This is a genomic window from Pararoseomonas baculiformis (assembly GCF_017813395.1).
Classification (GTDB): domain Bacteria; phylum Pseudomonadota; class Alphaproteobacteria; order Acetobacterales; family Acetobacteraceae; genus Roseomonas; species Roseomonas baculiformis.
Window position 1 is genome coordinate 21,913 of the sequence record NZ_JAGIZB010000005.1, and the last position, 14,028, is coordinate 35,940.

A 14,028-nucleotide genomic window follows, 5' to 3' on the forward strand; every position below is an offset into this window, starting at 1 on the left:
CCCGCCGCGTCAACCGGGCGTCAGTTCGGTGCGAGGATCACCGTGGCCTGCACCATGGCGGTCACCACGATGTCCTGCGCCTGGGCAACGGGGGCCGGCGCGGCACGGGCCACCATGGCTTCCGCCATCATGGGCCGCGGCATGGGGAGATCGGGCGCTTCCAGCTGGATCTCCGCGATCCGCTCCACCCGCATGCCCATCTGGGCCGCCACCGCCTCCGCCCGGCGCCGGAGGGCGTCCAGCGCCATGGAAGCCGCCTCCTGCCGGGCCGCCCGCGCCGTATCGCGGGTGAGGCCGTGCTGGATGCCGCCCAGCGCCATGCCGCGGGACTGGAGGCTTCCCGTCAGTTCCAGCAGCGCCGCCTGGTCCCTGCCACGCAGGTTGATGGCCTGGGTGGCGAACCAGCGCGCCGGATCCTCCTGCCGCCAGGTGCGGTAGGCACCGGTGGTGGCGGTGACGCCCTGCACGCCGCGCGCTACCTCCAGCGCTGCGGCCGCGGCGCGGTTCACGCTCGCCTGGGCCGCCGCCGCCGTGGCCTCCCGCGCCTCGGCGCGCAGGCTGGCCTGCACCTCATCCGGGGCGCGGATGACCTCGGCCGTCTCCGAGAGACGCAGCAACGTCCCTGGTCCGGGGAAGACCGGACCTGGCTGGGCAAGGGCCGCTCCTGCCAGCATGGGCAGGGCGAGGAGGGAGGTCAGGAAAAGGCGTCTCATGCCACCATGCTATCGGAGGTCATGCGGCAGAGATGGGGCGGCACCGCGCCGTCACAGGGGCGGCGCAGGCTTGTGATCGGCCGGGCGCCGGCATCGCTCCGCCTCGTGGAACGCCCGCCATGCTGCCAGGAGCACCGCCGGGGCTTCCGGAACGGCCCTGCTGCTCTAGGCTGCCGCTGCCAATCCAGGCGCCGATTCAAGAGAGAGCCATGCTGGGCAAGCTGCTGGGTGCCGTGACGGGCGATGCGGGCCGGATCGAGCCGGAGGCGCTGGGCGAGCGCTTCCAGGAAGCCATCCTGCCGGGTGAAACCGTACTGGCCGCCTTCCGCACCATCCGCGACGGCTTCGCCCTGACGGATTGGCGCCTGGTCCTGGTGGACCGGCAAGGGCTCACCGGCTCCAAGACGGAGCTGGTCAGCATTCCCTATCGCTCCATCCTCCGTTTCTCGCTGGAGGCCGGCGGCACGCTGGACATGGACGAGGAACTGAAGGTCTGGGACCGGGCCGGGGATGCTCCCCTGAGCTTCAGCTTCCGCCGCGGCGGCGGGGCCGCGGCCCTGGCGCACCGCATCCTTTCGGAGAGGGTGCGCGGCTAGAACGGACCCGTTCCGCCCCATGCCTCTCTGGCTTGCCGCAACCCTTTCCGCCGCCCTGTTCCAGTGCTGGCGCACCGCGCTCCAGCAGAAGCTGCGCGGGGCGCTTTCACTGAATGCCGCCGCCGTGGTTCGGTATCTCTACGGTGTCCCGCCCGGCCTCGTGCTGATGGGCAGCTGGTGGGCGATCAGCGGCAGCCCCCTGCCCGCCTTCAGCCCCTGGGTGCTGTTCCTCTGCGCGCTGGGCGGGGTGCTGCAGATCTTCGGCACGGTCTTCCTCATCGCCTCCTTCGCGCCGCGGGGCTTCGCGGTCGGCACGGCCTATTCCAAGACAGAGGCGCTGCAGGGCGCGATCTTCGCCATGCTGCTGCTCGGCGAGCATCTCCCGCCCCTCGCCTGGGCCGGGGTGGCGCTGGGCGTCGTGGCCGTGCTGTGGCTCTCCATGGCCGGGCAGGTGGGCAGCCTGCGCCAGGCGCTCCAGGCCACGGCGCAGCCGGCTGCCCTGTTCGGCATGGCGGCCGGCGCCTGCTTCGGCCTGACCGGCATCGCCATCCGTGCCGCGAACCAGGAACTGGCGGCGGTGGACACGGTGCTGGGGGCCCTCTGCACCCTGGTGGTCACCAACATGATGCAGACGGTGATGCAGGGCACATGGCTGGTCCTGCGCGAGCCGGCCTCCGTCGGCGCGGTGTTCCGCAACTGGCGCAACGCGGCCCCGGTGGGCCTGCTCTCGGCGCTCGGCTCGGCCTGCTGGTTCACCGGCTTCGCCCTGGCGCCTGTCGCCCTGGTGCGCTCGGTGGGGCAGGTGGAGATCGTCTTCACCCTGGCTTTCGGGCGCTGGTACCTGAAGGAGGCGCTGAAGCCGCGGGATGCCGTGGGCGCGCTGCTGATCGTGGCCAGCGTGCTGCTCGTGATCCTGAGCTGAAGCGGACAGCCGATCACCCCTGGCCCTGGAACGGTTCGGCTGCAACAACTCGCCCCCGATGGAACACGCGCCGCCCTTCCTAGCCAGCCTCGTCCTCGGCCTGGCCTTCGCCTTCGCCTTCGGCATAGCGGCCCGCATGCTCAGGATGCCCCCGCTGGTCGGCTATCTCGTCGCCGGAGTCGCCATCGGGCCGAACACGCCGGGCGTGATCATCGACGGCGAGTTCACCCGGACCCTCGCCGAGGTCGGGGTGGGACTCCTGCTCTTCGGGGTGGGCCTGCATTTCCGGGCGCAGGATCTTCTCGCGGTCTGGCGGGTCGCCGTGCCCGGCGCGACGGCCCAGGTGGCAGTCGGCATGCTGCTCGGCGCGGCGCTGGGCATGGCCCTGCCGGGGCTCAGCTTCGGCACGGCCCTGGTCTTCGGCCTGGCCCTCGCCATCGCCTCCACCGCCGTCGCCACGCGGGCGCTGGAGGAGCGCGGGCAGCTTTCCGGCGAAGCGGCGCGAATCGCCATGGGCTGGCTGGTGCTGCAGGACCTGATCGTCGTGCTCGGCCTCGTCCTCCTGCCCGCCGCCGCCGGGCAGCAGGGGGACGGGCTCGGCCTCTCCATCCTGATCGCCGTCGCCAAGCTGGTGGCCTTCGCGGCCCTGATGCTGATCGTCGGGCGGCGATTGCTGCCCTGGGCGCTGGCGCGGGTGGCGCGGTCCGGCTCCAGGGAGCTGTTCACCCTTTCGGTGGTGGTGGTGGCGCTGGGCGTCGCCTTCGGCGCGACCACGCTCTTCGGCGTCTCCTTCGCGCTGGGCGCCTTCTTCGCGGGGGTGGTGCTGGGGGAAAGCGACCTGGGCCACCAGGCCGCGGCGGAAACGCTGCCGCTGCAGCGCATCTTCGCCGCGATCTTCTTCGTCTCCGTCGGCATGTTGCTGAATCCGGCGACGGTGCTGGACGCACCATTCACCTCGCTGCTCGCGCTGGCGGTGGTGCTGGTGGGCACGGGGGGCGCGACCTTCGTCCTGCTGGTCCTGCTCCGGACGCCGCCCAAGACCGCCGCCATCGTGGCGGCCGCCCTGGCGCAGATCGGCGAGTTCTCCTTCGTGCTGATGGAGCTGGCGATTGGCCAGGGCATCCTGCCGGCGGCGCTGCGCGGGCCGATCCTGCTGGGCAGCTTCGGGGCCATCCTGCTGATGCCCCTCACCTTCCGGCTGCTCACCGGCCTGGGCTCGCGGATGCGCGGGCGCATCCTTCCGGCGCGCGACGCGCGCGGGCGCTTCGTGGCGACCCTGCCGCGCATGGAGAACCACGCGATCCTCATCGGCTATGGCCGGGTGGGGGTGCTGGTCGCCGCCGCCCTGCGCCGGCACAACCTGCCCTTCATCGTGATCGAGGATGACCGCAAGCGGGCCGAGATGCTGCGCGGCCAGGGCTTGCCCGTGCTCTGGGGCAACGGAACCCAGCCGGAAATGCTGGAAGCCGCGCATGCGGAGCGGGCCCGGCTCGTGATCGTCACCCTTCCCCTGGCCTGGGAGGCACGCCGCGTGGTGGAGCTGGCGCGGGCCGCGAATCCCCGCATCGTCGTGACCGTCCGCGCCCACCAGGATGCCGAGGTGGACTGGCTGCACGACCTGGATGCCACCGGCCTTGCCGTCATGGGTGAACGGGAGGTCGCGCTGGGGATCGCCGATTTCGCGCTCCAGCGCATGGGCGTTGCCTCCAGCACATCCCAGGCCACCGTCGATGTGCTGCGCAAGCGCCGCGTGGCGGATGCCGCCACGGCGGGGCTGGGGGTTTGACCCTCCGCTTCAGCCCGCCCCGGGGGACGCCGCCGGGCCTGGCGATCATCCTTCTGCATGGCGCGGCCTGCGGCCCCTGGGTCTGGGCGGAAGGCTTCGCCCAGCGCCTTGCCGCAGCAGGGCATCCGGTTGTCGCCCCGGCGCTGCACGGGGCGACACTTTCGGACCGGGTGGGCACGCTCCGCGCCGCGCTGGATGAGGGACCCGCGATCCTGGTCGGCCATTCCCTTGGTGCGCTGATCGCCCAGCGCCTGCTGGACCACCCCTCGGTCCGGGGCGCGGCCCTGCTTGCGCCGGTTTCCCCGGAGGGATTGTGGTGGTCCAACGCCCATCTGGCCTCGAGGGACCCCGTGCTCTGGGCGGAGATCGCGCGGATGGCAGGACCGGGGGACCCATCCCCCACCGTGCTGCGCGGCCTGTTCGGGCCGCGGATGGACCCCGAAGCCGCCCTGCGCCTCGCGAGCCGGTTCAGCCAGGAATCAGCCGCCGCCCTGCTCGAGGCCCAGATGCCGCAACCCGTGTCGCCGGGCTGGATCCATGGCCGGCGGGTGATGGTGCTGGGCGCCGCGCATGACCGGCTCATCCCGCGGGACGCCGTGGAGCGCTGCGCCGCCTGGCACGGCACCACCGCCACCTTCCTCCAGGGCACCGGCCACCTGATGATGCTGGATGCCGGCTGGGAAGATGTGGCGGACCGGATCAACGCCTGGGCCGCGGCCTAGCCGGCGCGCATTCCGCGCCCCGGCCTCGGCCCGCCCCGCCTCACCCCACGCGCATCCTCGTCTCGCGCGCGACCTCTCCCCAGCGCGCATGGGCGGCGGCGATCCAGGCCGCGGCCTGCTCCGGCCCGCCGGCCTCGGGCTCCACGGCCCATCCGGCCAGCCGCTCCCGCGTGGCCGGCTCGGCCAGGACGGCCGCCACCAGCGCGGCCCAGTCCCGCTTCTGCTCCGCCGGCAGGCCGCGCGGCGCCATCAGCATGTAGGCGAAGCGCACATCGAAGCCGGGATGGCCCGCTTCCGCCACGCTGGGCGTTTCCGGCAGCATGGCCATCCGGCGCGGGCCGGAGACGGCAAGCGCCCGCAGGCGGCCATCCTTCACGAAGTCGGCCCCGCCGGAGACGGCGATGAAGGCGGCCCCGATCTGGCCGCCCAGCAGCGCGGTCATGGCCTCCGCATTGCCGCGGAACGGCACATGCTCCAGCGCCCCCGCCGGAAGGCCGAGCCGGCTGCGGAGGAACTCCATCGCCAGATGACCGGGCGATCCGTTCCCGGCCGAGGCATAGAGCAGCGGCCGCTCGCGCGCGGCCCGCAGGAAGCCGGAGAGGTCCGTGACGCCAAGCGAGGGATGGACCAGCAGCGCGAGGGGGAAGGTGCCGGCCATCGCCACCGGTTCCAGGTCGCGCGGCTCGAAGCCGAGATTGCTGTAGAGATGCGGGTTCAGGGTGAAAGTGGTGTCGATCGCCAGCAGGAAGGTCCGGCCATCGGCCGGGGCCCGCGCCACGGCGGCGGAGGCAATGTTGCCATTCGCGCCCGCCCGGTTCTCCACCACCACCGTGCCGCGCGGGCGTCCGTCCGCGCCGCGAGAGGCGCCATCGGCCAGCAAGCGGGCCACGCCGTCCAGCGCGGCGCCTGGCGGGAAGGCGGCGATGATGCGCGTGAGGTCGCCTTGCGCCAGGGCCATCCTGGGGAGCGCCGCTCCCAGCGTGAGGGCGACAGCGCTCCGCCTGGTGATGTGCATCACGCTCACTCCGTTTCCTCCGGGGCCGCCTACCGCCGCCTCTCGCCACCCCCTATCGTGGCGGCACAGACCAGGGGAGGACAAGGCCGGCATGGCTGTTCGCAACGTGCTGTTCGTGATGGCAGACCAGTTCCGCTGGGATCACATGTCCTGCGCCGGCCACCCGCATCTTCCCACGCCCAACCTGGATGCGCTGGCCGCGCGCGGCGTGCGCTTCGCCCAGGCCTATGTGCAATCCGGGATCTGCGGCCCCTCGCGCATGTCCTACTACACCGGCCGCTACGTCTCCTCCCATGGCGCCACGCATAACCGCGTGCCGCTCTCGGTCGGCGAGGTGACGCTGGGCTGGCATCTCCGCGAGACGGGAAAGGCGCTGGCCCTGGCGGGCAAGACGCATGTGCTGCCGGATGCGCGCGGCATGAAGCGCCTGCAACTGGACGGCCAGCACGACCTGAAGGCCCTGCTGGACGAGGGCTGGTTCACCCTGGTGGACCGCCATGACGGCCACCATGGCGAACCGGACTCCGCCTATGCCGACTGGCTCCGCAGCAAGGGCTATGACAGCCCCGATCCCTGGACGGACTACGTCATCGCCGTCGATGGCCCGGATGGCCCGCTCTCCGGCTGGAAAATGCGGAACGCCCGCCTGCCCGCCCGCGTGAAGGAGGAGCACAGCGAAACCGCCTACACCACGGATGTCGCCATCCGCTTCATGGAGGAGCGCGGCGACGAGCCCTGGGTGCTGCATCTTTCCTATGTGAAGCCGCATTGGCCCTACATCGCCCCCGCCCCCTGGCACGAGAAATTCAGCCCCGGGGATTGCCTGCCCGTGGTGCGCAGCGAGGCGGAGCGCGGTCCGCAGGCGCATCCTGTGCTGCGGGAGTTCCAGAACGAGGAGGTGGCGCAGAACTTCGCCCGTGACGAGACGGTTTCCACCGTGCGCCCGGCCTATCAGGGCCTGATCGCGCAACTCGACCACCATCTGGGCCGTGTCTGGGAGGCGATGGAGCGGCTGGGGCGCTGGGAGGACACGCTGGTCGTCTTCTGCTCCGACCATGGCGACTATCTCGGCGACCACTGGCTCGGCGAGAAGGAGCTGTTCCACGACTGCATCCAGCGCGTGCCCTTCATCCTCTACGATCCCTCGCCGGAGGCGGACGGGACGCGGGGCAAGGTGGAGAAGCGCTTCGCGGAGGCGGTGGATGTGGTGCCCACCATCCTCGACGCGCTGCGGCTCGACCCCGCCGAGCACCTCATCGATGGCCGCTCCCTCCTTCCCGTGACGCGCGGGCAGGAGGTGGCCTGGCGCGACGCCGCCTTCTCGGAGCTGGACTGGACCTTCCGGGGCGCCCGCCGGCGGCTCGGCCTGCCCACGGGCCATCACCACGCCTGGATGGTGCGGACCGAGCGCTGGAAATACGTCCACTGGACCGATGGGCTGCGCCCGATGCTGTTCGACCTGGCCGCCGATCCGGATGAGCTGAACGACCTGGGCGGTGATCCGGATATGGGCGAGATATGCCAGGAGATGCGGGAACGGCTGCTGGCCTGGTTCCAGGGCCTCAAGCGCCGGACCACCATCACCTGGGCGGAGGCGGAGCTGCGCACCGACAGCCACAAGCGCGCCGGTGTGTTCCTGGGAGAGTGGTGAGGCCTGCGGCCGGGCTGGCCAGCCCGGCCCGCCCGGGTCTCAGGGTGCGACGGTGGCCTGGATTTCCTGCCGCCACTGGGCCCGGGCCGCCGCCCGGGCCAGCAAGGCGCCGATGATCAGCAGCGCCAGCCCGGCCACGCCGAGGACCAGCATGGTGTTCAACCCGGCGATCATCGGCCGGCCATGGCTGAATGGGTTCCAGCCGATCACCCCGGCCAGAAGAACATAGACCGCCACCGCCAGGGCCACCGCGCCCAGCACGAAGATGACGAAACCGAGGATGTTCAGCAGCCTGGGCATCCGATTCTCCTCATGGCCGGGCAGGCGGACCCTGCCATGGCTTCGACGCGGCGCGAAGGGGAGCGCTGCGCGGGACAGGCCCGGCCGCCGCCCCTATATGAGGGTCCTGCCGAGGAGACCTGCTATGCCGATCGATGAAAGCCGCAGCTTCCTGCCCGTGAACATCGCCATCCTGACGGTGAGCGACACGCGCGACCTCGCCTCGGACCGCTCGGGCGATACGCTGGCGGCCCGGATCGGGGCGGCCGGCCATCGTCTGGCGGACCGCGCCATCTGCCCGGACGATGCCGGGACCATCGAAAGCCATCTGCGCCGCTGGATCGCCGATCCGCAGGTGGATTGCGTCATCACCACGGGCGGCACCGGCATCACCGGCCGCGACGTGACGCCGGAGGCCTTTGCCCGGGTGCTGGAGAAGGAGATCACCGGCTTCGGGGAGCTCTTCCGGATGCTCAGCTACCAGAAGATCGGCACCTCCACGATCCAGTCCCGCGCCATCGGCGGAGTCTCGGGCGGCACCTATCTCTTCGCCCTGCCCGGCAGCACCGGGGCGGTGAAGGATGCCTGGGACGACATCCTGGTCCACCAGCTCGATGCACGTTTCCGCCCCTGCAATCTTGTGGAGCTGATGCCGCGCCTGCTGGAGCATCTGCGGGCGGCGTGAAGCCGCACCCTGGCAACTTCCGCATCCGGGGCCACGTTCGTTGCGCTCGGACAGGTGGAGGCAAGACATGGCTGGCAGCGGCTTGCGCATGGCCCAGGCGGGCGAGGCAGTTCCCTTCGAAATCCCCGGCGCGACCGGCGAGTTCCGGATCCAGATCCTGAACGAGGACAAGGCGAAGGGCGTCGTCACCTCCATCGTCCACCTGCCCGCGGGCGGGAAGATCCCGGCGCATCACCACGATGCCGGCGAGGAGATGCACTATGTGCTGGAAGGCGACCTGATCGAGGCCGGGGAAACCCTGGGCGCCGGCGCCTTCCTCACCCATGCCAAGGGCGTGGTGCATGGCCCGCATGAGAGCCGGGGCGGCGCCAAGGTGCTGACCGTGCAGACCTGGCAGAGCCAGGGCGGCGAGTTCGACTTCATCCCCGAAGGCGATGCCGCCGCGGGCGGTTCCGGCGGCCAGGGCTCGTCTAGCGGCCAGGGTTCGGGCGGCCAGGGTTCGGGCGGCCAGGCTTCGGGCGGCCAGGCTTCGGGCGGCCAGGCTTCGGGCGGCCAGGCTTCGGGCGGCCAGGCTTCGGGCGGCCAGGCTTCGGGCGGCCAGGCTTCGGGCGGCCAGGCTTCGGGGGGCAGTTCCTCCGGTTCCAGCACCTCCCAGGTCGGCGCGGAGAGCCAGGAAGAGGCCGCGAAGGACCACCGGAACAAGGGCTACTCCTGAGCGCTGGGGGGCGGCCTTCCGCCCCCCTTCGGCTCAGGCCAGGGCGCGGGAGAAGACGGCCGGGTCCACATTGCCCCCGCTGATCACCACGCCCACCGTCCGGCCCTTGGCCGAGACATGGCCTGCCATGACCGCCGCCAGGGCCACGGCCCCGCCCGGCTCCACCACCAGCTTCAGGTGATCGAAGGCGAAGCGCATGGCCTTCAGCACCTCATCGGGCGTGACGGTCACGCCGCCAGCCAGGCGCGGCTTGTTCACCGCGAAGGTGATCTCCCCCGGGGCGACCGAGAGAAGGGCGTCGCAGAAGGTCGAGCCCTTGCCATCCGCGCGCAGCCTTTCGCCGGCCGCCAGGGACCGGGCGGTGTCGTCCCACCCCTCCGGCTCAACGGCGAAGACCTGGGTGCCGGGGCTGGCCCCTTCCACCGCCAGGGCACAGCCGCCGATCAGCCCGCCGCCGCCGGTGCAGACGGCCAGGGCGTCCATGCGCAGCCCGGCCGCCTCGGCATCCTCGATCAGTTCCAGCGCCACCGTGCCCTGGCCCGCGATCACGTCCGGGTGGTCGAAAGGCGGGATCAGGGTGGCGCCGCGCTCCTCCGTCAGCCGGTTCGCCAGGGCGTCCCGGTCAGTGGTCAGGCGGTCGAAGAAGGTGATTTCGGCGCCCCAGCGCCGGGTGCTCTCCACCTTGATCGAGGGGGCGTCCTTCGGCATGGCGATCAAGGCCCGGACACCCTCCGATGCCGCGGCGCAGGCGATGGCCTGGCCATGATTGCCGGAGGAATGGGTCACCACCCCCGCATCCCGCTTCTCCGCCGGCAGGCGCAGCACCGCATGGGTGGCGCCGCGGAACTTGAAGGAACCGGTCCGCTGCAGCGGCTCCGGCTTCACCAGCACCGTGCCGCCGGCCAGCGCATCCAGCACGGGATGGCGCAGCATGGGCGTGCGGACGACGCGGCCGGCCAGCCGGCCGGCGGCCGCGCGGACATCATCATAGGTCGGCAGGGTGGTCATGCGTGTTCTCTCGCAAAGCGCCGCGGATCGACCATCGGCACGATATCACTGAAGCCTTCCGGGTCCTGCTCGTTCACCAGCAGGGCCAGCAGGCGGCCGGCGGCCGGGGCGGTCTGGATGCCGTAGCCGCCCTGGCCGCAATTCCAGAAGAAGCCGGGCGTGCCGGAGGGGCCGATGGCCAGGCCACGATCCGGGGTGAAGGTGCGAAGCCCGGCCCAGCGGTGCTCCACACGGCGGACCGGGATGTCCAGCGCCTGCTCGAAACGGTCCACGGCGATGGCCACGTCCAGCTCGTCCGGCTGGGCGTCGCAGGGGTCGCTGTCGATCTCATCCGCCGGAGACACCATCAGCTTCGAACGCGCCTCGGGGCGCGCATACCATTGGTGCGCCACATCCCCGAGCAGCGGCCAGTCCGAGACATCGAAGGGGGCCGGATCGACGATCAGCGCCGTCCGCCGCTTGGGCTGCAGGCCCAGAGGCGCCACGCCTGCCATCCGCGCCACCTCGTCGCCCCAGGCTCCGGCGGCATTGACCAGGATGGGAGCGGCGAAGACGGTGCCGTCGCTCGTCTCGGCATGCCAGAGCCCGGCGTCCTGCCAGATGCGCCCGGCGCGCTGCCGCAGCGCAAGGACGCCACCATGGGCCTTCACCTGCCGCAGGAAGCCGGCATGGAGCGCGGCGACATCCATGTCGAAGGCATTCCGCTCGATCGCCGCCGCGGCCGCGTAGCCCGGGCGGAGCGCCGGGGCCATTTCGCGCACCGCCTCCGGCGTGATCGGCTCCACCCCCTCCCCGCGCGCCATCAGGGCCTCCAGCGCCGGAACCTGGTCGGGGGGCGCGAGGTGCACGACCGGGCGCGCTGCCATCAGTGGCCCGTCCGCGAAACCCGGTGGCGGATTGCGGAAGAAATTGCCCGATGCGGCGGTGAGGAGCTGCGCATCGGCCGTGCCGTAGTTGAGGATCCAGATCGCGGCCGAGCGCCCGGTGGTGTGGTAGCCCGCGCTCTCCTCCGCCTCGAGCAGAGCGATGCGGCGGGTGGGGGCGAGATGCGCCGCGGCCGTCGCGCCGCCGATCCCGGCGCCGACCACCAGCGCTTCGAAGCGTTGGATATCCATGCCCGGCATGGTGCGGCGCTACCGGGCCGGCGGCAACCCATGCGCCCCGCATTGACAGCGTTGCACGATAACCCTAGGTGCCAATCCGCAAATCACGCTCTTGATCGGGAGATAAGGCCGGTGCGCTCCGGAACGCGATACCGCGAGGAACGCTCGGCCAGCCGCCCCATGGCGCAACACAGCGTCGCGGCCTGTTGGATTTCTCGGGCCACCCTTTCGTGGCAGACCCCGCGGGCCTGACCGCCCCCCTCCCCTTCCGGGTTCCATCCATGCCTGATGCCCCCGGCCAGCCGCCGGCCATTTCCCTCCACGCGCTGGTCCGCGAGTTCCGCGGCCGCGGCACGCCGATGCGCGCGCTGGATGGCGTGTCGCTGGACGTCGCCCCGGGCGAGGTCTTCGGCATTGTCGGCCGCTCCGGCGCCGGCAAATCCACCCTTCTCCGCTGCGTGAACCTGCTGGAGAGGCCGGATTCGGGCACCGTCACCGTCCTGGGCCAGGAGATGACGCGCCTGGACGAGGCGGCGCTGCGCCAGGCCCGGCGCGGCATCGGGATGGTGTTCCAGCACTTCAACCTGCTCTCCGCGCGCACCGTGGCGGGCAACATCGCCTTTCCGCTGGAGATCGCGGGGGTGCCGAGGGCGGAGCGGGAGGCAAGGGTGGCGGAACTGCTGCCTCTCGTGGGGCTGGAGGCGCGGCGGGACTACTACCCGGCCCAACTCTCGGGCGGGCAGAAGCAGCGCGTGGGCATCGCCCGCGCCCTCGCCTCCCGCCCCCGCATCCTTCTCTGCGACGAGGCGACCAGCGCGCTGGACCCGGAGACGACGGAGGAGATCCTTTCCCTCATCCGCTCCATCCGGGACCGGCTGGACCTGACGGTGCTGCTGATCACGCATGAGATGGCCGTGGTGAAGGCCATCTGCGACCGCGTGGCTGTTATGGAGGCGGGCATGGTGATCGAGCAGGGCCGCGTCTTCGACGTGTTCACCCGCCCGGCCCACCCCACCACGCGCCGCTTCGTCTCGGAGGTGATCGGCCATGTCGTGCCGCCCGGCACCGTCGCCCGGCTGCCCGACCCCAATCCGGGCGAGGAGCGGCGGCTGCTGCAGGTTCTCTTCGCCGGTCCCTCCTCCACCCGCGCCGTGGTCAGCGAGGCCTCCCGGCGCTTCGGGCTCGACCTGAACATCGTCTCCGGCCGGATCGATGCGATCGGCTCCGAGCCCTATGGCCTCATGGCCCTGGCCGCCTATGGCCCGCCCAACGCCATCGAGGAGGCCAGCGCCTGGATGCGCAGCCTCGGCCTCGATGTCTCGGATATCGGGGAGGACCCGGCATGATCCCCTGGCTGCCGCCCGCATTGACGGACCTCCTGATCGAGGCCGCCTGGCAGACCCTGCTCATGACCTTCGGCGGCGCGGTGATCGCGATCATCGCCGGGCTGCCGCTCGCGCTTCTCCTGCACACCACGGGGCCGGGCGGGCTGTTGCCGAATGGCTGGATCAACCGGCCGATCGGGCTGCTGGTGAACGCCATCCGCTCCACGCCCTTCATCATCCTGATGGTGGCGATCGTGCCCTTCACGCGGCTGGTCGCCGGCACATCCATCGGCACCACGGCCGCCCTGGTGCCGCTCGCCCTCGCCGCCACCGCCTTCATCGTCCGCCTGTTCGAGAACGCGCTGCGGGAAGTTGACCGGGGCGTGATCGAGGCCGCGCGTGCCATGGGCGCCACGCGCACCCAGATCATGGCCCGCGTGCTGGTACCCGAAGCCCTTCCCGGGCTGATCGCGGCCATCACCGTCACCCTGGTGGGCCTGGTCGGCTATTCCGCCATGGCCGGGGCGATCGGCGGCGGCGGGCTGGGCGACCTGGGCATCCGCTTCGGCTACCAGCGCTTCATGCCGGAGGTCATGGCCACGGTCGTGGCCATCCTCATCCTCTTCGTCCAGGGGCTGCAATCCCTGGGCGACTGGCTCGTCCGGCGGTTCAGCCGGCGCTGACACACGGGACACAACAATGCCGGTCACACGTCGCATCCTCGGCGCCCTTGCCGCCCTCACCCCTGTTGCCGCCTTCGCCCAGGACATCGGCACGGCGCAGCGGCCGATCCGCATCGGCGTCACCGCCGGGCCGCATGCCCAGGCCATGGAGAAGGTGCGCGAGATCGCGGCGCGTGACGGGCTGGTCCTGCGCATCGTGGAATTCACCGACTACATCCAGCCCAACGCGGCCCTCGCCGCCGGTGACCTGGACGCCAATTCCTACCAGCACCAGCCCTTCCTGGACGCGGCGGTGCGCGACCGCCGCCTGCCCCTGGTTTCCGTGGGCAAGACGATGCTCTTCCCGATGGGCGCCTATTCGCGCCGCCACAAGGCAGCCCAGGACGTGCCCAATGGCGGCCGCGTGGCCATCCCCAACGACCCCTCCAATGGCGGCCGCGCGCTGGTGCTGCTCGCCAAGGGCGGCCTGTTCGGCCTGAAGGAGGGCGCGGATCATCGCGCGACGGTCGCCGACATCACCAGCAATCCCCGCCGCATCCGCGTGGTGGAGCTGGAAGCCGCGCAGCTTCCACGCGCCCTGGAGGAGGTGGAACTGGCCGCCATCAACACCAACTACGCCATCAATGCCGGGCTGAACCCCGTGCGGGACGCCATTGTCCTGGAGGGGACCGACAGCCCCTATGCCAACCTCATCGTGGTTCGCCAGCAGGACAAGGATGCGCCCTGGGTGCGCCGCCTTCTCGCGGCCTACCATACCAACGAGGTGAAGGACTTCGTCCAGGCGACCTTCCAGGGCTCCGTCATCCCCGCCTTCTGATCGCAAAG

General features: G+C 71.4%; 14 protein-coding genes and 2 pseudogenes. 11 read left to right on the forward strand and 5 right to left on the reverse strand.

The features are described from left to right. Positions 1-20: 20 nt before the first annotated feature. Complete coding sequence (locus J8J14_RS06225; RefSeq protein ID WP_209378613.1) at positions 21-713, reverse strand: SIMPL domain-containing protein; 693 nt, start codon at positions 711-713, stop codon at positions 21-23. A 209-nt stretch (positions 714-922) separates the two neighbouring features. On the opposite strand from J8J14_RS06225, the gene J8J14_RS06230 reads away from it, so the two are divergent. The 4 genes from J8J14_RS06230 to J8J14_RS06245 are packed head-to-tail and all read left to right on the forward strand — an operon-like array spanning position 923 to position 4,739. Continuing rightward, the gene (locus J8J14_RS06230; protein WP_209378614.1) at positions 923-1,309 is read left to right on the forward strand and encodes a PH domain-containing protein; all 387 of its coding nucleotides are present in this window, start codon (positions 923-925) and stop codon (positions 1,307-1,309) included. 19 nt (positions 1,310-1,328) lie between these two features. Continuing rightward, a complete protein-coding gene (locus J8J14_RS06235; protein WP_209378615.1) occupies positions 1,329-2,231 on the forward strand; it encodes a DMT family transporter in 903 nt (300 codons plus the stop codon). A 58-nt stretch (positions 2,232-2,289) separates the two neighbouring features. Further along, complete coding sequence (locus J8J14_RS06240) at positions 2,290-4,017, forward strand: cation:proton antiporter domain-containing protein (protein WP_209378616.1); 1,728 nt, start codon at positions 2,290-2,292, stop codon at positions 4,015-4,017. Continuing rightward, positions 4,014-4,739 carry an alpha/beta hydrolase gene (locus J8J14_RS06245; protein WP_209378617.1) on the forward strand — a complete coding sequence of 242 codons (726 nt, stop codon included), beginning with the start codon at positions 4,014-4,016 and terminating at the stop codon, positions 4,737-4,739. The genes J8J14_RS06240 and J8J14_RS06245 overlap by 4 nt, the downstream gene beginning before the upstream one ends. Before the next feature lie 40 nt (positions 4,740-4,779). On the opposite strand, the gene J8J14_RS06250 is transcribed toward J8J14_RS06245, so the two are convergent. Next, on the reverse strand, positions 4,780-5,754 hold the full coding sequence (locus J8J14_RS06250; protein WP_245215514.1) for a Bug family tripartite tricarboxylate transporter substrate binding protein: 975 nt from the start codon (positions 5,752-5,754) through the stop codon (positions 4,780-4,782). Between the two features lie 91 nt (positions 5,755-5,845). On the opposite strand from J8J14_RS06250, the gene J8J14_RS06255 reads away from it, so the two are divergent. After that, positions 5,846-7,405 (forward strand): sulfatase-like hydrolase/transferase, encoded by a 1,560-nt coding sequence (locus J8J14_RS06255; protein WP_209378619.1) that lies wholly within the window; start codon positions 5,846-5,848, stop codon positions 7,403-7,405. A gap of 39 nt (positions 7,406-7,444) precedes the next feature. Here the strand turns inward: J8J14_RS06255 and J8J14_RS06260 are convergent, their stop codons facing one another. Further along, positions 7,445-7,705 carry a hypothetical protein gene (locus J8J14_RS06260; protein WP_209378620.1) on the reverse strand — a complete coding sequence of 87 codons (261 nt, stop codon included), beginning with the start codon at positions 7,703-7,705 and terminating at the stop codon, positions 7,445-7,447. Positions 7,706-7,829: 124 nt separating this feature from the next. On the opposite strand from J8J14_RS06260, the gene moaB reads away from it, so the two are divergent. The 3 genes and pseudogenes from moaB to J8J14_RS25735 form a co-directional block, all read left to right on the forward strand. Further along, complete coding sequence (moaB, locus tag J8J14_RS06265) at positions 7,830-8,369, forward strand: molybdenum cofactor biosynthesis protein B (RefSeq protein WP_209378621.1); 540 nt, start codon at positions 7,830-7,832, stop codon at positions 8,367-8,369. Between the two features lie 88 nt (positions 8,370-8,457). Then, positions 8,458-8,754 (forward strand): annotated as a pseudogene (locus J8J14_RS25730) (cupin domain-containing protein); the annotation flags it as partial. A gap of 49 nt (positions 8,755-8,803) precedes the next feature. Beyond that, positions 8,804-8,938: pseudogene (locus J8J14_RS25735) on the forward strand (hypothetical protein); the annotation flags it as partial. A gap of 179 nt (positions 8,939-9,117) precedes the next feature. Here J8J14_RS25735 and J8J14_RS06275 read toward each other — a convergent pair. Next, complete coding sequence (locus J8J14_RS06275; RefSeq protein ID WP_209378623.1) at positions 9,118-10,092, reverse strand: threonine ammonia-lyase; 975 nt, start codon at positions 10,090-10,092, stop codon at positions 9,118-9,120. Further along, a complete protein-coding gene (locus J8J14_RS06280; protein WP_209378624.1) occupies positions 10,089-11,207 on the reverse strand; it encodes an NAD(P)/FAD-dependent oxidoreductase in 1,119 nt (372 codons plus the stop codon). The genes J8J14_RS06275 and J8J14_RS06280 overlap by 4 nt, the downstream gene beginning before the upstream one ends. A 269-nt stretch (positions 11,208-11,476) precedes the next feature. On the opposite strand from J8J14_RS06280, the gene J8J14_RS06285 reads away from it, so the two are divergent. Genes J8J14_RS06285 through J8J14_RS06295 form a run of 3 tightly spaced genes read left to right on the forward strand, consistent with a single transcriptional unit; the run spans position 11,477 to position 14,020 of the window. Further along, complete coding sequence (locus tag J8J14_RS06285) at positions 11,477-12,541, forward strand: methionine ABC transporter ATP-binding protein (RefSeq protein ID WP_209378625.1); 1,065 nt, start codon at positions 11,477-11,479, stop codon at positions 12,539-12,541. Then, a complete protein-coding gene (locus J8J14_RS06290; RefSeq protein ID WP_209378626.1) occupies positions 12,538-13,203 on the forward strand; it encodes a methionine ABC transporter permease in 666 nt (221 codons plus the stop codon). The genes J8J14_RS06285 and J8J14_RS06290 overlap by 4 nt, the downstream gene beginning before the upstream one ends. A 16-nt stretch (positions 13,204-13,219) precedes the next feature. Then, on the forward strand, positions 13,220-14,020 hold the full coding sequence (locus J8J14_RS06295; RefSeq protein ID WP_209378627.1) for a MetQ/NlpA family ABC transporter substrate-binding protein: 801 nt from the start codon (positions 13,220-13,222) through the stop codon (positions 14,018-14,020). Positions 14,021-14,028 lie beyond the last annotated feature (8 nt).